Raw genomic sequence first — 18929 nt, forward strand, 5'->3', positions numbered from 1 at the left:
ACAGAAATATCCCTAGCGTTGAGAAAGATATTATTTATCATCAACCGGAAAGCCGGTACGGACAGAGAGAAGCGGTTAGAACATGTGATACGGCGATACCTGACTCCTAAAGCCTTTCAGGTAGACATTAAACACCTGGAATACCTGGGGCATGGCGCTGACCTTTCGCGCGAAGCAGTTGCTCAGGGCGTAGATACAGTGGTAGCTGTAGGCGGAGATGGCTCCATCAATGAAATCGCACAGGGATTGGTAGGCACTGACACCGCACTCGCAGTAATACCACTGGGTAGCGGCAACGGCCTGGCCAGAGCGCTGAAAATTCCGCTGAAAGTACCTTTGGCACTGGAACTGATTGCCAATGGAAAACGTAAGCCGATTGATATCGGTTATGCCAACGAACACTTATTCCTTAGCAATGCCGGTGTAGGTTTTGATGCCCTTATCGCCGACCAGTTCAGAAATACAAAGAAAAGAGGATTGTGGGGATATGCCAGGCTGGTGATCAGCAGTTTCAACAAGTACAAGGGACCTAGCTATAAAATCGATATCGACGGGCAGCAACTGGAACAAAAAGCATTTATGTTCACAGTTGCAAATGGTAACCAGTTTGGGTACGAGTTCAAGCTTGCACCAAACGCAAGCGTTTTCGATGGCAACCTCGATGTATGTGTGGTACCACCCATGCCTTTCTTTGGATTACTGCCATTAGGATTCTTTTCACTGATGGGTAATATTGATAAGACCAGTTACATGAACCATTACATGGGTAAACAAATTCTTGTAAAGAGTCCGGAACTGGCCCATTTACAGGTGGATGGAGATGCCGTACCGCTGACCAGTCAGGGCGAGGTCCTCTTCAGGGTAGAACCCGCTTCACTGCAGGTGATTGTAGGATAATTTAAAACCAGTATCATGTCCAAAAAGAGAAATAACACCGGTGGTGGGATCGTTTACTCTACAGATCCTAATTTTACACCAGCAAATGAGGATGACCAGGAAGAGATCAATACCCTCCCCCCTGCTCAGCAGCAGCTACGTGTTAAACTGGATACGAAGCAGCGCGCAGGTAAAGTGGTAACATTAGTAGATGGGTTCGTGGGGAAAGATGAAGATCTTGAAAAACTGGGCAAAGACCTCAAAACAAAATGCGGCACCGGCGGCAGCGCAAAAGATGGCCAGATACTGATCCAGGGAGATTACAAAGAAAAGGTGATCAAATGGCTGCAGGACTGGGGGTATAAAGCCAGGTAACTTACTGCACGCTGAAAGCAAGTGGCCTTCCGTCAAAAAATACACAACTGCTTTTCTGTTTTAAGGGGGAGAATAAGACGTAAACAGTTAATAATTAAAATTATATGTTTCTGTGTTGCATTTTTTAATTTGATAAATTAACAAAGTTTTCACAATTTAGTCCTACCCTTTATCAACCAAAATCTTGTTTTCATCTGGCTTTTTGATGAACTGCTATGAAACATCAACCAACTACCCTCCTCGCAGTAAAAACAAGATATTAGAACGGATTACGTGACCCCGTCATCCACCTATATTCTTAACATGAGCGCGGCACGTAATCCGTATCATTTTAAGTGTTCGCTTTGATCGAAACCGGACATTACTTTGCAAAAATGAACTCAACCTCCCCAAAGCCGAGTTGTAAAATGTTGTTTTCTTTTTCAAGACATAATTTGCCATCTGGAAGTACATCTCTGATGACGCCTTCGAAGATTTCCCCGTCCTTACGATACAAGCCTGGCTTGTTCATGCGCACGAGTCTGCTTTTGTACTCTTCCAGCAGATCTGTATAATATGCCGGGTGCAGCTGTTCAAAACGTACATGCAAAAACTTACATAGATCCTGTGCCAGCTCTGCAGCATCCCAGATCTTCCCGGTTATTTGCCTGAGTGATACAGCGTTCGGTAAATGTGGCGGGAATGACGCCTGGTTAATGTTGAACCCGATTCCTGTTATGGCATATTGCCATGTATTACCACGCAGCACATTTTCGATTAAAATGCCTGCTGCCTTTCTGTCACGCCAATAAATATCATTACTCCATTTAATACCTGTCTCATCACCTGCATATTTGGTAAAGAAATCTGCTGCCCCCAGGGCTACAGCCACGCTCAGCATAAATTGTCTGGAAAGCGGTAGCATGGTGGGTTGCAGCGCTATTGTCAACGCGATGTTTTCCCCTCTGGGTGAGGACCATTGCTTTCCACGCGTACCTTTTCCTGCTGTTTGTTCCATTGCAAACCAGGCTGTTCCAGGTGTCACTAAGCCCGTATTTACCTGCTCCATGGCATAGTTATTGGTGCTGTCTACTGATTCTAAGATATAGAAAGGCTGTCCTGTCATTAGAAAAATTCGTTGATTTATTTTAGAAAGGCAAAGTAAATCATTTTATCTTTTCCTTAACAGTCACAAACAGCCCGCCTCAAGCCGCCGAAAGCCATAGCAAGTGCATGGTTCTTAAGCATTAACACCTGATAAACCTTCGATTATCACCTATTGGTACCTTCGTTTTATTCCGGCGTTTATTTCAGGCTTGTTTAGTAATTTTGACAATTAAAGTTTATTTTTAACCAAAAGAGATTTTTATTGGCACCCTTAACCGTTCTGAGTACGAGAAAGAAAGCGCTTGCGCGCCTGAGTAGAGAAAGCGAGATTTTTTCCACCATCATCAAGGCCATCCAGGAAAAAAAGGGAGAGAACATCGTTTCCCTGGATCTGCGCCAGATTCCTGAAGCTGTGGCTGATTTCTTTGTTATATGTGAGGCTAACTCCAACACACAGGTGCGGGCTATTGCTGACTTCGTGGAAGACCAGGTGCAAAAGTTTACTGGCGAAACCCCTTATAAGCATGAGGGCTTTACCGCACAACAATGGATTCTTGTAGATTATGTGAATGTTGTGGTGCATGTATTCCAACCGGAAACCAGACAATTTTATGGTCTGGAAGATATGTGGAGTGATGCCGAACGAATGGAGCATAATGAGACTAACTAATAACTTTTAACTATTACCCGACATCCGTAAAGGAGCGAAAGATTATGGAAAGAGGCAACAACTTCACAAAGGGGTCAGACAAATCGCCTAAAAAAGGACCAAAGTTCAATATATACTGGGTTTATGCCTTTATAGGTATTGCCCTGCTGGCAATGAACTGGTTTCCCTTTAACCCACCGCCCAGAGATATAAGCTGGCAGGAATTCCAGCTGGACTATCTGAAACCAGGTGACGTAGACAGGCTGGTGGTTGTAAATAAGAAAGCAGTAGAGGTTTACATAAAAAGAGACCGGCTTAATGAACCTAAATTCGATAAAGTATCCAAGGGAAACCTGGGTCGCGTGAATCCAGGTCCTCATTATCGTTTTACTATCGGTAGCGAAGAAAGCTTCAAGAAAGATATGGATCAGGCTGAAGCCAACACCCCACTGGAAGATCAGGTGAAAGTCACCTATGATGAAAGACAGGGTTGGTTCGAACCATTCATTCAATTATTGTTGCCATTGGTACTGCTGATAGGTCTCTGGATCTTGCTGATGCGTAAAATGGGTGGCCCTGCCGGTGGTAGTGGTGGCCCCGGAGGCATCTTCAATATCGGAAAATCCAAAGCCACCCTCTTCGACAAAGGCACCCGTGTCAACATTACTTTCAGTGATGTGGCCGGCCTCGACGAAGCCAAAGTGGAGGTGATGGAAATCGTAGACTTCCTGAAAAATCCGAAAAAATATACCTCCCTGGGTGGTAAAATACCAAAGGGCGCTTTGCTGGTTGGCCCTCCGGGTACCGGTAAGACCCTGCTGGCCAAAGCAATGGCTGGTGAAGCACAGGTACCTTTCTTCTCTATGTCCGGTTCTGACTTCGTTGAACTGTTCGTAGGTGTGGGTGCAAGCCGTGTGCGTGACTTGTTTAAACAGGCACGTGAAAAAGCACCATGTATCATCTTCATCGATGAAATTGATGCGATCGGTCGTGCAAGAGGTAAAAACGTAATGATGAGCAATGATGAGCGTGAAAACACCCTCAACCAGCTGCTGGTAGAAATGGATGGTTTCGGTACTGACAGTGGTATCATTATCCTCGCTGCTACCAACCGTCCGGATGTACTGGATAGTGCGCTGCTGCGTCCTGGTCGCTTTGACCGTCAGATCTCTATCGATAAGCCAGATCTGGCTGGTCGCGAAGCCATCTTCGATGTGCATCTGAAACCAATCAAGACTTCTCCGATCCTCGATATCAAAAAACTGGCATCCATGACACCGGGTTTTGCCGGCGCCGATATTGCCAACGTTTGTAACGAAGCAGCCCTGATCGCTGCACGTAAAGGCAAGACGGAAGTAGAAATGGATGACTTCAACGACGCTGTGGATAGAGTGATTGGTGGTCTTGAAAAGAAAAATAAGATCATTTCTCCTGAAGAAAAAGAAATCATCGCATTCCATGAAGCTGGTCACGCTATCTGTGGCTGGTACCTGGAGCATGCTAATCCGCTGGTGAAAGTAACGATCGTTCCCCGTGGTGTTGCTGCCCTTGGTTATGCGCAGTACTTGCCCAAAGAACAATACCTCTATAATACCGAACAGCTGATGGACGATATCTGTATGACCCTTGGTGGCCGTGCAGTAGAAGAAATCGTATTCGGTAAGGTATCTACCGGTGCCCAAAATGACCTGCAGGTGATCACCCGTATGGCATATGCAATGGTTACCGTATATGGTATGAATGATAAGGTAGGTAACGTATCCTTCTACGATCCGAATAGTGATCAGTCTTTCACAAAGCCTTACTCAGAAGAAACGGCAAAACTGATTGACGAAGAAGTACGTCTCCTGATAGAAAAGGCTTACAAGCGTACTAAAAACCTGCTGACTGAAAAGATTGACAACGTGAGAGCGCTGGCGGGTGAACTACTGAAAAAAGAAGTATTATATCAGGCAGATCTGGAAAGACTGATTGGTAAACGCCCTTATGATGTACATAAAGAGCATATAGCCAACCACGAAGGTATGACTACTGACGGCGTACATCCTACAGACCTGATCAATCCTTCACCAGCTACAGCTAATGCGTAAGTTGATATGAAAGTATCTCCTGCCAAGGAAAATATTCTCAAAAGAGTACGAAATGCATTGAGCCAGTCGGTACAGTTGCCTTTCCCTAACTCGGAAGGTAACAACTCCGTCTTTGTGAAAGAACATGAAGGACTGGAAATGAAATTTGCAGAAGAATTTGCCCGCTTGCAGGGCAAATTCGTTTTTTGTACCAGTAAGGCCGAACTGTTGGAAAACCTGCAGGCACTGGCCGCCACCCGGGAATGGACAGATATCATCTGCCAGACGCCGGCACTGATCAAAGATCTGCAACTGAATCAACTGCCCGGACTGAACAAAGGTGACATGCATTCAGCACAGGCTGCCATCACTGACTGCGAAATGCTGGTAGCCCGCACAGGTACTATGGTATTGAGCGCCGCACAGCATTCCGGAAGAGCATTGCCTGTTTATACACCGGTCCACCTCGTGATCGCTTATACACACCAGCTGGTGTTCGACCTGAAAGATGCCATCGCAAGGATGAAGGAGAAATACCATGGAGACCTCCCCTCCTCTATTCACTTCGCCTCCGGCCCAAGCCGCACGGCAGATATCGAGAAAACACTGGTGGTGGGTATACATGGTCCGAAAGAAGTGTATGTATTTCTGGTAGATGAATAAGTAAATGATCAGTTAATAATATTTTGTACAGCGCGTGACCCCGTCATGCGCTGTTCTTTTAAATAATCCAGCAAGTGACACGGTTTCTGTTATTTATTTCCATTATTGTCATGTGCGCCTCCTGTGGCAATGGAGGCGGTGGTAACTTCAGCGACACTACCAGTACCCTCGTCGTTGCCGATACCTGTGCCGTAATATTCCATCCTGCCGGCAATAAACTGACTTACCTGAAGAATACCTTCAACAAGAATTCTTTCGCTGCTATGGAGCAGACAAACAATGCTACACTGGCAGCAGATAGTACCTATCTGGCTAAACTCGGTATCAAAATTATCAGTACGAGCAGGGTAAAATTGAAGTTTCACAAGAAGAACGGCGAAGATATAGACATTAACCTCATGCATGAGAAGTATGCCTGGGAGATCTTCCTTTTCGACAGTTTCAATGATCCTGTCAAGGCTGACCTCACCGATATCGAAACTGCCGTACAGGAAGCCGGTATCAGGTAATCACATTTTTTCTTCATCTTTGCAGGCGCAATTAAAGGCTCATGCATCATCAAATTCAACTGCCAGCTGGCAAACGTGTTTATTTCGCTTCAGACTTTCACCTGGGTGCACCAGATATGGTACGCAGCAGAGATAGAGAGCGAAAGATCGTTGCCTGGCTGAATGAAGTAGCCAAAGATGCAGGGCATATCTTTCTGGTAGGCGATATATTCGATTTCTGGTTTGAATACAAAGAGGTCATACCCAAAGGCTATACCCGGCTGTTAGGCAAGCTGGCCGAACTGCGTGACAATGGTATTGGGATCTCAGTGTTCATAGGTAATCATGATATGTGGATGGATGGCTATTTTGAAGATGAACTGGATATTCCGGTGTATTACGAGCCGCAGACTTACGAAATTGCAGGGAAACAGTTCTATATTGGTCATGGCGATGGCTTAGGCCCTGGTGACCACGGCTATAAGATGCTGAAAAAGGTGTTTCGTAACCCGGTATGCCGCTGGATGTTTTCCCTGATTCACCCTTCGTGGGGGATCGGATTGGCGAATTACTTCAGCCGCAAAAGCCGCGCTGCTACCGGTGGAGAGCACGATGAGAAATTTCTGGGAGAAGAGAATGAGTGGCTGGCAGTATACAGCAAAGACATTTTAAAAACGACTCACTACGACTACTTTATATTTGGGCATCGTCACCTGCCTTTAGATCTTGCAATAGGGCCCAATAGCCATTATATTAACCTTGGTGACTGGCTGCGTTACTTTACCTATGCAGAATTCGATGGTACGACTACTACCCTGAAGTATCTTAATCAAGAATCTCATGCAAAATAGGCGGGGAATTCATTTCCTGAAAGTCCGGCATATGTAGCTTGAAGAAGTCCAGATAAGCATATAGTAATTTCCTTCTTTTATCTTTATTCATCACGACCTCTCCCAATTGTACCCACTCCTGGCACTGGAACAGGCGATCCGTAATTTCACTGTTCACTGCATCCAGGTAATTGTTATGATGAGGCGGCAGATCTGTAAACGAACCTTCCTGCAAATCAAGGAAAGGTGCATATTCAGAAAAGCGTCCATTCAGGCGGAACCCCAGTTGTTCAGCCAGTTTCAAAGTGAAGTACAATGGAATATTCGCTGCAATACCTAATGGGGCCTGATCAAGCGCTGCCAGTGCCCTCTCTGTAAAATAATAGAGATCAAGGTTTTGCTCCGGTTGTTTCAGGCTTTTCTGTAACAATTCTATGAGATAGAGTGCGACAGTATTCTTAATAATATTGAAGTGCAGAGAAGTATAGATGTAGCCAAGTTTAAATTCAGAAATACGCTGAATAGTTTTTTGCTCATAATGATACACGACAAGCTCCAGTATATTGCCCGGTTGAAACAGGTTACCTTTGGCCTTTGGCTTCGAAGACCGAACCCCATTCACCATATATGACTGAATGCCGAACAGCTCTGTGAAAATAGTTACAATGGCGCTTGTTTCGCCATACTTAACTGTTCTGAGGACTATACCACGTGTTTTGTGTAACATTACCCTGCAAAAATAGGCTAATTAATAAACACTATCTTTGTCACGAGCTGTTCTCCTGCAGTGGCATTAGAAGCAAATACCAGGTAAACTCCGGTTTGAGGCCGGTGTCCTGTATAATCTAATCCATTCCACATAGCAAGTCCACCTTTAGACCAGGTTTGATACACCACCCTGCCGTTTAGGTCCGTAATCTTCACCAACGTATTTCCGGCCAGACCACTGATAGCAATATTCCCGCTGTAGTCATGTGGTACAGGGTTTGGAAATGCCAGTACAGAATCCTGTTTCATCACTCTTCCCTCCGTCGCCGTACCCCTGTAAGACATAAGCCCCTGATTGGTGGCAAAGTATACCTCTCCTGTAGTAGGGTTGATAGTAATGCTATAAATACGGTTGCCGGGTAAAGGACTATTATCAGTGGTGAAGTTTTCAATAATACTGGTGCCGTCATCATTCACCAGCCATACGCCATTGTGTGTACCTATCCATTTGCGGTTGGCGCCGTCAACAGCGATTGCTGTCACCTGTTCATCCTGGAAGAGGTAGCCGGCAAAATTACCCCGTTGAATAACCGGCCATACTGCATCACAGGTACTGCATGGAATGACACCAACACCGGTACCAGTTCCTACCCAGATACTTCCGTTTTTATCTTTTGCCATACAATAGACGTCGTTGGAGGGCAGATTACCTTGTCCACTTCCCTGCCTGTACTGCGTCCATTGATTTGTTGAAGTATTGTATATGAAAACGCCGTTGCTTTGTGGTGATACAATCCATATCTGCCCGGCTTCGTCTGCTATTAACTGGCTGATAGCGTTACCACTTTGCGCATAGCTGCTGCGGAAACTAAGGTAACTACCATCAGGCTTTTTGCACAACAGGTTGTAAGTAGCTCCATAAACGGCTATCCAGAGATTTCCGGAGGCATCCGTGGTAAGACCGCTTATTTTGTTGCCCTGTAGTTCATAAGTACGTGTACCATCACTGGCAATATGAAGGAGGCCATTTCCGAAGGAGCCGGCATACATACCATTGCCGGTAGGATCAGGAGTCATGATCGTAATATCGTGGTGCAGGCTGTCAGTGTATTGATGCCAGTCTCCTTTTTCATAAGTATAGTAAACCCCGGTGTTGTTGTTGGCTGTCCAGCTGTCAGATACCCCACCAGCAGGAGCATACAGGATGTTATTCGTAAAGAGTAACTGCCCTGTAAGAATGCTGGCCGGTCCATTGAGAAGGATAGTGGAAAACTCATGCCCATCATATTGAAGCAATCCGGAAAGTGAGTCCGCCACCCAGGTATACTGGTTATCTCCCGTCGTTTGACGAATCGATTTTAATAGTGCATTTTGAATGGGAGCGCCTGCGACACCATCTTTATCGATATAAACAATACTGGTATCATCGACAACGGTGAGGTAGTCACCTTGTACCGTCATGTTAGCAGCTCCCGTATAATAAGGCTCCCAGGTCCCATTCTTCAAAAGATAAAGCGCCCGGCCTTTTTGGCAAATTATGCTTTCACCTAAAGAGACAATATTATGCACGGTATCGGTGAATTGCCCTACCGTTGACCAGTTTCTGAAATCGGCGGGGTTACTGCCCGTCATAGGAACTGTTTTCACGCCGGTAGCAGTAGCAGCATATAGTTGATTCTTCAGGATCGTAAAACCATATACCGGTCCAAGGGCATAAGTAGCTGCAATCTCAGGTACGCTTGTATTCACCACCACCACTCCCAGTCCGGTACATAGATACTCATAGCTCCCCCCGGCATACATGCGGAAAATGGTTTTGTCCTCCGGAGTTTGTTTCCTGAAAAGGTCAGGCAGGTTGTAGCTGTTACTACCACTCAGAAAGTCGAGGTTGCTGTTGTGATAGGCAATCAGCACCCCATGCTCATTACAGCAGATAGCCCGAATCCCGATATCATGAAGACCGTTGACTTTGCTATACCTGGTGATGGTCTGTTCTGCGCCAGTCGTAAGGGAAAATAGGCCGTAACTGGTAGCACAATATACCTTATCTCCCTGCCGGGCTACGGCGATTGCCGGGAGAGAAGGCAGCCATGACTGCCATTGTCCGATAAGGGTTTGTGCTGGTAACAGCAGCGGACCAAGGCACAAAAGATATAGGGAAAGCAGGAACCGGTACATGCATCAAAAATAGTTATATGTTGTTACTTTATGACAATTACTGTGATATAGGCTGAGTCGCCCATTTTTTTAGACAACTTTGATTACCTTTACGACCTACTAAATTCAACGATGCTTATGTGGCAACGCTTAGCGGGTTTCGTACTAAAATTCAGGCTCCCACTGCTGATAGCACTATTAGCAGCTACCGCAGTAATGGGATATTTCGCCAGCCAGGTCCAGTTATCTTATGAGTCCAACAAAGCCATTCCTACTGACAATCCGAAGTACCAGGAGTACCTGGAATTCACAAAACTCTTTGGTCAGGATGGAAACATGGTCGTACTGGGTGTTCAATCGGACAGTTTCTTTAATGCCGGATTTTTCAACGACTATGTACAACTAAATAATGACCTCAAGAAGGTGCCATATGTAGAGAATGTGCTGAGTGTACCTGTGGCCATTAATCTGTTGAAGAATGACAGCACCCACAAACTGGTAGCGCAGCCGCTGTTCAGAGGTGACATCAAAGACCAGGTGGTACTTGATAGTCTTAGCAATGTATTTCATAACCTGCCTTTTTACAAAGGGCTGTTGTACAACCCTGACACACACGCATATCTTATGATGATCAGTGTGAACAAGGAGGTGATGGCATCAGCTGGTCGTACCAAGGTAGTGAATGATATCATGAAGCTGGGCGATGATTTCGGTGCCAAACACCATACGCAGGTACGTATGAGTGGTCTGCCACTGATCCGCACGATCATGGCGGTGATGGTGGCAAATGAAATGAAGATGTTCCTTGTGCTGTCATTTGTGTTGACCGCCCTGATCCTCTTTGTATTCTTCCGTTCACTGGGATCCGTGCTGATGTCAATGGTCGTGGTAGCAATGGGGGTAGTTTGGTCAGTAGCTACTATCGTATTGTTAGGTTACAAGATCACATTGCTCACTGCCCTGATTCCACCATTGATTGTGGTGATCGGGATACCGAACTGTGTATATTTCCTCAATAAATACCATACTGAATACGCCAAAGATCAGAATAAGACCAGGGCACTGGTACACATGATCCAGCGTATGGGTATTGTGACCCTGTTTACGAACCTGACAGCAGCCATTGGTTTCGGTGTATTCTGCTTTACCAAGAGCTCTCTGCTGAAAGAATTTGGTATCGTAGCAGGTCTGAATATCATGCTGATCTTTGTGATCTCCTTTATCTTCCTCCCTGCTGTACTGAGCTATCTGCCAGCACCTAAGATGAAGCATACCAGCTATATGAATAACCGCTTCTTCCGCGCGTTCCTCGATGGCTTGAATGCACTGGTATTTAAGTACAGACCCGTTGTATATGTCGGTACTGCAATAATGGTGATCGTTGCTGTTTCCGGTATGTTGCGTCTGAAATCAGAAGGCTTTATGCTGGATGATGTTCCGAAGGAAGACAGGTTGTATCTCGACCTTAAATTCTTTGAGCAGAATTTCAAAGGGGTAATGCCGCTTGAAATAGCAGTTGATACAAAGAAAAAGAATGGAGTAATCAATCTACAGACGTTAGATAAACTGGATCAGTTATCTAAATTGTTTGCAGTACAACCCGACTTTGCACAGCCGCTGTCAGTAGTACAGGGTATTAAGTTCGCAAAGCAGGCTTATTACAATGGAGACAGTACTAACTATGCAGTGCCTAACTCATTTGATATCGGTTTCCTGGCTCCTTATCTGCGTATGAAGAATACAGGCAATGCAAGCAAGGAAGCAGCCATGTTTACCAAACTGGTGTCAAACTTTATGGATAGCACCCGTCAGGTAGCAAGAGTAAGTGTGAATATGGCGGATGTAGGTTCCCGTCGTTTGCCAATCCTGTTGGATTCACTGAAGCCGAAAGTAAATGAGATCTTCGATACCACACATTATCAGGTGACTTATACAGGTAGCACCGTGATCTTCCTGGAAGGTAGCCGCTTTATTATCGATGGATTGATGGAAAGTATTTTACTCGCCTTTATACTCATCATCTTCTGTATGCTATACCTGTTCCGTTCATTCAAGATGCTGATTATATCACTGATCCCGAATATCATTCCGCTGGCATTGACAGCAGGTGTGATGGGCTGGGCAGGCGTACCGCTGAAGCCATCTACTGTACTTGTGTTTAGTGTGGCGCTGGGTATTGCAATTGATGTAACGATTCGTTTCCTGGTGAATTTCAAGCAGGAATTACCACATCATAACCTGGATATTTCTGCAACGGTAAAACAAACGATCAATGAAACGGGTTTAAGTATTGTGTATACTTCGCTGATCCTGTTTGCCGGTTTCATGATCTTTGCGTTCTCTCAATTTGGAGGTACAAAGGCATTAGGTTGGTTAACCTCGCTGACATTGATGCTGGCAATGATTACGAACTTAACAATTTTGCCTGCATTGCTGTTATGGATGGAGAAGGGCCTGATTAAAAAGGCACAGAAGAAACAGTTATGGAACACACTGGATGATGAAGAAGATGTAGAGATGTCCAAACTTGGATTAAAAGACCGCGAAGAAGGAAATAAATAGACCAAAAAGAATATCCAAAATAGCAAAAAGCTCAATGCCAGTGCACTGGCATTGAGCTTTTTAGTTTCAAATAATCTAGTGCAAGGCACTCATCCCCCAGTTTTAGCCGCTTGTATAAAAGGGTGTATTATACCCATTAAAAAATAAGAGGTTTAGGATGCCATTCTAACCACTTTTAGTTCATGAAAAACAAATACTTAAAGGGCGCTCATTTATCTGAGCGTAAATTTAAGGAGATACTACGGCTATTTGCCGAGGATCTCACGGCCACTCAGATTGCCAGCATAAGTGGAGTAAGTCGGGTTACTGTTAATAGTTATCTTAAGAAAATCAGACAACAGATAGCCCGGCACTGTGAATCTTTATTGCCAACCGACCCCTTACGTTCAACCACTACTACTGAACGGAAAGCAGTCCCAGCCACTCAAGAATCCGACTCCTCACTTCCCGTAAAGACAGATGTAAGCAGGAATATCAAGCCCGTTGTCTTTGGTATATATCGTGCATCTGATCGCCTGCATACTGAGATTCTGCCCGATGTAAGCCGCTCCATGATTCATTCTGTAGTCAGGAGTAACCGATCAATATTGGAAACCCAGAGTGCAGCTGACAAGATCAGACGTTTTAGCAACGTCGCTGACCTGGGGCAATACAGGCTTTACAATCTTGAAAACGAAGGAGCCAGCAATGCTACCGAAGATGTAGATGCGTTCTGGGGACTGACCAAGCATCGCCTGGCCAAGTTCAAGGGACTAAACCGGAGCACGGTTTATCTTCACCTGAAGGAATGTGAGTTCCGGTATAATAACAGGAATGAAGATATCTATGAAACATTGCTGGAGTTGTTGAAGACACAGCCACTAAGCCTATCTTAGGCAAAAATGAATTTTTAGGGAGGGAGCGCTGCCAGCCTTTATAAAAGGCCGGTTAGCGATGTGCGTGTATGTGGAAGGCAAATCAAATTCCCCTTTTAAACTGTTATCAGACGTAAATTTTTATTTAAATCTGGTTTAACCCGGATTTAGATTTTGGTTGATGAGCGCGCAGGCGGTAATCTTACCGCTTGCCTTAATATTTTCTTTAATATGAAGTAATTCACGATAAGTTTTAGGATTTTTATAACATTATTTTGACAATCCTTTAAAACTTAACTTGGATAAGTAATGCCATAAAACCGCCTATAATAGTCTATCCTTACAATTTTATGACAAAATAAAAGCGACATAACATGAAAATTGTATGTGCGTTTTAACATTTTATTAATTATCTTGCCAACCTATTAAATAATAATAAAGTAACATTACAACAACAGAAATCTAAGCCAAAATCAATTGTAGATGAAAGGAGCTGCTGAGACAGATATGTATTGTGCATACAACCCTACATTATCACTACATCATCTCGTGAAGTGCTTACTGAACAAAAACTAGTGAACTGAATTTTGGTGCCCGAATCTATTGCATGGTAACATGTAGTGTACGAATTATTATTGGTTTTGCTTAGAGATGATCGAATAAAGTCGGAATTTATTATTTGGTTACACAGAATTAGGGGTCGCTTGTATCTTATTTAAACAGCATTGAAGAAAGGGGGAATGAACTTGAGATGTTAAAATGAACAAGAGAATTGCCTGTTTGCTTATGAATTTTTTAACTGCTTTGTTATACGCCGTTAATGGCGTGGGAGAGGTTTTGCTTTTTATCTATTGAATATTGCTTATGAGGAATACTGATATAATTGTTAACAAGTTCATTTTATCAAATCAATTATCTTTTATGAAGAAAGGATTACTCCTATGGCTGTTCGTGGCCATGAGCGTGTTACAGACGTTCGCACAAACACGAACAATTACGGGAAAGGTAACTGATACCAAAGACGGGTCTCCCTTACCTGGAGTGTCAGTAATAGTGAAGGGTACTTCCAAAGGTACTGTAACTAGTGCTGACGGTAGTTACAAGATTGAAGCCGCTTCCAGCGACGCACTGATCTTCTCCTTCATAGGATATGTAAACCAGGAAAAAGCCGTAGGCAGCGCTGCAAATATCTCTGTTGCCCTTGGTACAGATAATAAACAACTGAATGAAGTTGTGGTAACCGCTCTGGGTGTTTCTAAAGAAAAGAAATCCCTGGGTTATAGCGTTCAGAAGATCGGCGCCGATGAGTTGATCAATTCTAACGAACACAACGTTATCCAGGCACTGGCTTCCAAAGCTGCCGGTGTACAGGTAATTGGTTCCGGTGGTACGCCAGGTGCATCTACCAAGATCATCATTCGTGGTAACGCTACCTTCAACCTGGACAACCAGCCACTGATCGTAATCGATGGTGTACCTATCGATAACAGCACAAACTCTACTTCTGCAAGAAACTACCCTTATAACTCAAACTTACAGGGTGTAAATAACTCTAACCGTGCACTGGATATCAACCCTGATGATATCGCTTCAGTTACGGTACTGAAAGGACCAGCTGCCGCTGCCCTGTATGGTGCAAATGCTGCTTCTGGTGCAATCATCTATACGACTAAAAGAGGTCGTGCCGGTGCTACAAGAGTAACTTATAGTTTTAATGCTGGTTGGGATAAAGTAAACAAACTGCCTGAAGAGCAGAAAATTTATAGCCAGGGTGCTCCAGGTACAACACCGGTTTATCAACCAGGTGCTACTCCATATAGCTGGGGACCTGCAGTGAGTTCTATAAGTGGTGCAAGGATTTATGACAACACGAAAGAATTCTTTAAAACTGCTACAAACTTTACACATGATGTATCTGTAACAGGTGGTAACGAGAATACTTCTTTCCGTTTGTCTTTGAACCGCGTAGACCAGAATGGTATTATTCCAACTACTGATCTGCAGAGAACTACTGTACGTATCAATGCTGATTCTAAGATATCCGAAAGACTGACAATGGCTGTTTCTGCATCTTATGTACTGACTGAAGGTACAAAAGCGCAGAACGGTTCTAACATCACTGGCGTAATGCTGCCGCTGATGAGGGCTCCTATCTCCTGGAACCTGGCTGATTACAAGAATGAAGATGGTTCCAGCAAGAACTATTTTGCCGGATACGATAACCCATACTGGAGTTTGTATAACAATCCTTACAGGGATAAAACTGACCGCTTCTACGGTAACTTAAACACAACCTTCAAGATCCTTGACTGGTTATCCCTGACCAACCGTACTGGTGTTGACATGTATACTCAGTTCAGCAAACAGATCTTCGCGATCGGTTCTAACGCTGTGAGTGACTATCTGGGTCAGATTGAAGAGAATACTTTAACAAGCAGAGACATATACTCTGATTTGATTCTGAGTGGTCATAAAACTTTCGCAGACAAACTGGACGTAACTGCTAACCTGGGTGGTAACGTATTCCAACAGCAGAGCCAAAATGATTATGCAAAAGGTACCCAGCTGTCTATTCCTAACTATTACAACCTGAATAACGCTTCTACGCTGTACGCTGATAACTCTACATCTATTAAGAGAACATCTGCACTGTACTATGATCTGGAATTTGGTTACAAGAATCAGTTCTTCCTGACTACTACAGGTCGTAATGAGTGGTCTTCTACTTTTGGTCAATCAAAGAATAACTTCTTCTATCCTTCAGTAAGTGGTAGCTGGGTATTCTCTGAAGTTATTCCAGCTAATAACGTAATCACTTACGGTAAAGTTCGCGCTGCTATCGCTGCTGGTGGTAAGAGCCCTAGCGTTTATTCTACTAACACAGTTTATACTTCTCCTAGCTTTGCGGATGGTTTTACTGATGGTAACTCTTTCCCTTTCAAAGGTCAGAATGGTATGAGCCTGAGCAACACGCTGGGTAACAAAGGTCTGAAACCAGAAAGAAGCGTGGAAAAAGAATTTGGTTTGGATTTCAAACTGTTCTCCCGTGTGAACGTGGAACTGACCTATTACAATAAGACTTCCAGCGACATCCTCGTATACAGACCAATCGCTGGTTCTTCTGGCTTCCAGTACATCCTGGACAACGCTGGTAAGATGCAGAACAAGGGTATAGAAGTATTAGCATCTGCTGATGTGCTGAAGGTGAAAGACTTCACCTGGAATGTGCAGGTAAACTTCGCAAGAAACAAAAACACTGTACTGGCACTGGCTGAAGGTGTTACAGAAAACAGTGTTGAATCTGCCTTCGCTTCTATCGGCTCTTATGCGATCGTAGGTCAGCCATATGGTGCATTATATGGTTCTAAATGGGTGCGTAACGATGCTGGTCAACTCGTAATCGGTGCGAACGGTTTACCTTCAATTGCTGCTGCAAGTGGTAACCTCGGTAATCCATTCCCAGACTGGACTGGTGGTGCAAGAACTACCTTCACTTATAAAAACTTTAGCCTGTCTGCCCTGCTGGATGTAAGACATGGTGGTAAGATCTGGAATGGTACCTATGCAAGAATGAACAACCTGGGTAGAACTAAAGAATCTGGTGATCGCGAAAGAAAATACATAATCGAGGGTGTGGTATTAGGTGCTGATGGTAAATACACGCCTAATACAACTGAAGTTACTGCTCAGCAATACTTCCGCACATACAAAGGTGATGGTCCAGGTGCCGCAGTTGAAAACTCAGTTGAAGATGGATCCTGGGTTCGTCTGCGTGAGCTGAACCTGGGTTACAAATACAACTTCGCCAAATCCAGCCCGATTAAATCAGTAGAACTGACATTGTCTGGTCGTAACCTGTGGTTACATACCAAGTACAAAGGCGTAGATCCTGAAACCAGCTTAACTGGTGCTGGCTCTAACCTGACTGGTTTTGATTACTTCAACAACCCAGGTACTAAAACTTATGCAGTTGGCGTGAGAGTTGGATTCTAAAGTGCATTAAAAGGTATTATTCAAAATAATAACAACGACGAAGTCATGAAAAAAGTCTTGATATTTTTAGCATTACCGCTGTTATTCATGGCGGAAGGCTGCTCAAAATTTACAGAAGGTTATGGTGAAAGCCCTAACAACCCAACCATAGCAACCCCCCCACTGATACTTTCATCAGCAGAACTGGGACTCTACGCTTCTTACACAGGTACGTTGGCAAGGATCTCTGCTATTCTGACACAACAAGCTGGTGGTGTTCAGGGGCAGATGCTGGAGTACGATCAGTACCAACTGCTGAATACAGCTAATACTAACGACTGGAATAACCTCTATAACAACATCGTTCAGCCTGCAAATGACCTGATCGAGAATTATGGAAAGACCAACGAACAGTATGCAGCTGTAATGAAAATCATGAAGGCAATGGCGCTGGGAGCTACCACTGACATATGGGGCGATGTACCTGCTACCGAAGCAGGGATGGGTAACATCACCGGTAACCAGACACCTAAATTCGATACACAGGAAGCGGTTTATACTTACCTTCAGACCCTCCTGAATGAAGCCATTACCACCCTGACCGCTACTGGTGGTACTAATAACTATACCATCGGTTCTGACGACTTCATCTTCGGTGGTGATCTTGAGAAATGGGTAAATACTGCCCGTATCCTGCAGGCACGTTTTGCTAACCACCTCAGCAAAGGTGATGCTACCGGATCTGCAACTAAGGCCCTTGGCTACCTTGCGAATGTAACTGATGCTGGTGATGCAATGGCTCAATATGGTACTGTTACCGCTGAATTGAACCAATGGAATGCTTTCAACGCAGACAGAAAGAACTACCTCAAGATGGGTAAATTCCTGGTTGATCTGTTAGCGTCCTACAATGACCCTCGCTTGCCATATTATGCTGCAAAGACTGCCGCTGGTACCTATGTAGGTGCTGCTCCTTCTTCTGAGGATGTAAACACTTCTGACATTGGTTCTTACATTGCTGGTGAGGGAGCTCCAATTCCTTTGGTAACCTACTCCGAAGCACTGTTTATTAAGGCGGATGCTAACCTGCGCCTGGGTAATACCGCCGAAGCTGCAGCTAACTACAATGCTGCCGTAATCAAGGCTGTAACGCAGGTAACTGGTTCCGCTCCTTCTGCTGCCTATATCGCTGCTCACGCTTCTGCTACAGCTGCTACAATCACAGAAGAAATGATCGCAACCCAGAAATACATTGCACTGTTCACTCAGATCGAGGCATGGTCTGAATGGCGTAGAACTGGTTATCCAGTGCTGACTCCAAATGCAGACAACGTAACCGGTAAGAATGAAATTCCAAGAAGACTCCCTACCGAAAATAACGAACTGCTTTACAACAAAGCAAACGCTATTAACGTAACAGATATCTTCGCGAAAGTTTGGTGGGACTCACTGTAATCCTTTCAACTCTTCATACCAAAAAGGGCGTACATCGTGAGATGTACGCCCTTTTTCTTGTGCGCCATGCATGGCGATAAACTTGACGGTGGAAGTCCGTTATGGGGGTTTGTAATCGCCAACCATTAGCCAAGAGCAAGGGTGTCCACTGCGAAGTGGAATCTGAAGGAAGCTTACGGCAAAGT

14 protein-coding genes are annotated in these 18929 nt (G+C 44.5%); 11 read left to right on the plus strand and 3 right to left on the minus strand.

All coding sequences use genetic code 11. The features are described from left to right. The first annotated feature begins 18 nt into the window (after positions 1-18). Entirely contained in the window at positions 19-897 is an 879-nt protein-coding gene (locus tag ABDW33_RS09620) for a diacylglycerol kinase family protein (RefSeq protein WP_343689846.1), read from the plus strand. 15 nt (positions 898-912) lie between these two features. Beyond that, positions 913-1251 (plus strand): translation initiation factor, encoded by a 339-nt coding sequence (locus tag ABDW33_RS09625; RefSeq protein ID WP_343689847.1) that lies wholly within the window; start codon positions 913-915, stop codon positions 1249-1251. Positions 1252-1612: 361 nt separating this feature from the next. Here ABDW33_RS09625 and ABDW33_RS09630 read toward each other — a convergent pair whose 3' ends face one another. Further along, positions 1613-2356 carry a biotin--[acetyl-CoA-carboxylase] ligase gene (locus ABDW33_RS09630; protein WP_343689848.1) on the minus strand — a complete coding sequence of 248 codons (744 nt, stop codon included), beginning with the start codon at positions 2354-2356 and terminating at the stop codon, positions 1613-1615. Positions 2357-2599: 243 nt separating this feature from the next. Here ABDW33_RS09630 and rsfS point away from each other — a divergent pair, with 243 nt between their 5' ends. The 5 genes from rsfS to ABDW33_RS09655 all read left to right on the plus strand — a co-directional run bounded on the left by rsfS (position 2600) and on the right by ABDW33_RS09655 (position 7057). Continuing rightward, positions 2600-3007: a ribosome silencing factor gene (rsfS, locus tag ABDW33_RS09635; RefSeq protein ID WP_116852791.1), complete on the plus strand. Its 408-nt coding sequence runs from the start codon at positions 2600-2602 to the stop codon at positions 3005-3007. A gap of 44 nt (positions 3008-3051) precedes the next feature. Beyond that, positions 3052-5076: an ATP-dependent zinc metalloprotease FtsH gene (gene ftsH, locus ABDW33_RS09640; protein ID WP_343689849.1), complete on the plus strand. Its 2025-nt coding sequence runs from the start codon at positions 3052-3054 to the stop codon at positions 5074-5076. Positions 5077-5082: 6 nt separating this feature from the next. Further along, positions 5083-5718: a lactate utilization protein gene (locus ABDW33_RS09645; RefSeq protein ID WP_343689850.1), complete on the plus strand. Its 636-nt coding sequence runs from the start codon at positions 5083-5085 to the stop codon at positions 5716-5718. 74 nt (positions 5719-5792) lie between these two features. Then, positions 5793-6227, plus strand: coding sequence for a hypothetical protein (locus ABDW33_RS09650; RefSeq protein ID WP_343689851.1), 435 nt, complete (start codon positions 5793-5795; stop codon positions 6225-6227). A gap of 41 nt (positions 6228-6268) precedes the next feature. Next, a complete protein-coding gene (locus ABDW33_RS09655) occupies positions 6269-7057 on the plus strand; it encodes a UDP-2,3-diacylglucosamine diphosphatase (protein WP_343689852.1) in 789 nt (262 codons plus the stop codon). On the opposite strand, the gene recO is transcribed toward ABDW33_RS09655, so the two are convergent. Together recO and ABDW33_RS09665 are read right to left on the minus strand one after the other, a co-directional pair. Further along, the gene (gene recO, locus ABDW33_RS09660) at positions 7032-7763 is read right to left on the minus strand and encodes a DNA repair protein RecO (protein WP_343689853.1); all 732 of its coding nucleotides are present in this window, start codon (positions 7761-7763) and stop codon (positions 7032-7034) included. The genes ABDW33_RS09655 and recO overlap by 26 nt on opposite strands. A gap of 17 nt (positions 7764-7780) precedes the next feature. Further along, a complete protein-coding gene (locus ABDW33_RS09665; protein ID WP_343689854.1) occupies positions 7781-9922 on the minus strand; it encodes a two-component regulator propeller domain-containing protein in 2142 nt (713 codons plus the stop codon). A gap of 117 nt (positions 9923-10039) precedes the next feature. Between ABDW33_RS09665 and ABDW33_RS09670 the strand changes: the two genes are divergently transcribed. The 4 genes from ABDW33_RS09670 to ABDW33_RS09685 all read left to right on the plus strand — a co-directional run bounded on the left by ABDW33_RS09670 (position 10040) and on the right by ABDW33_RS09685 (position 18744). Continuing rightward, positions 10040-12463: an MMPL family transporter gene (locus tag ABDW33_RS09670; protein WP_343689855.1), complete on the plus strand. Its 2424-nt coding sequence runs from the start codon at positions 10040-10042 to the stop codon at positions 12461-12463. 182 nt (positions 12464-12645) lie between these two features. Further along, on the plus strand, positions 12646-13338 hold the full coding sequence (locus ABDW33_RS09675) for a LuxR C-terminal-related transcriptional regulator (RefSeq protein ID WP_343689856.1): 693 nt from the start codon (positions 12646-12648) through the stop codon (positions 13336-13338). 900 nt (positions 13339-14238) lie between these two features. Next, positions 14239-17310, plus strand: a complete 3072-nt coding sequence (locus ABDW33_RS09680; protein WP_343689857.1) for a SusC/RagA family TonB-linked outer membrane protein — start codon at positions 14239-14241, stop codon at positions 17308-17310. Between the two features lie 45 nt (positions 17311-17355). Then, positions 17356-18744, plus strand: a complete 1389-nt coding sequence (locus ABDW33_RS09685) for a SusD/RagB family nutrient-binding outer membrane lipoprotein (protein ID WP_343689858.1) — start codon at positions 17356-17358, stop codon at positions 18742-18744. The last annotated feature ends 185 nt before the right edge of the window (positions 18745-18929 follow it).

Origin of the sequence: Chitinophaga sp. (genome assembly GCF_039596155.1) — a bacterium.
Taxonomy (GTDB): Bacteria; Bacteroidota; Bacteroidia; order Chitinophagales; family Chitinophagaceae; genus Chitinophaga.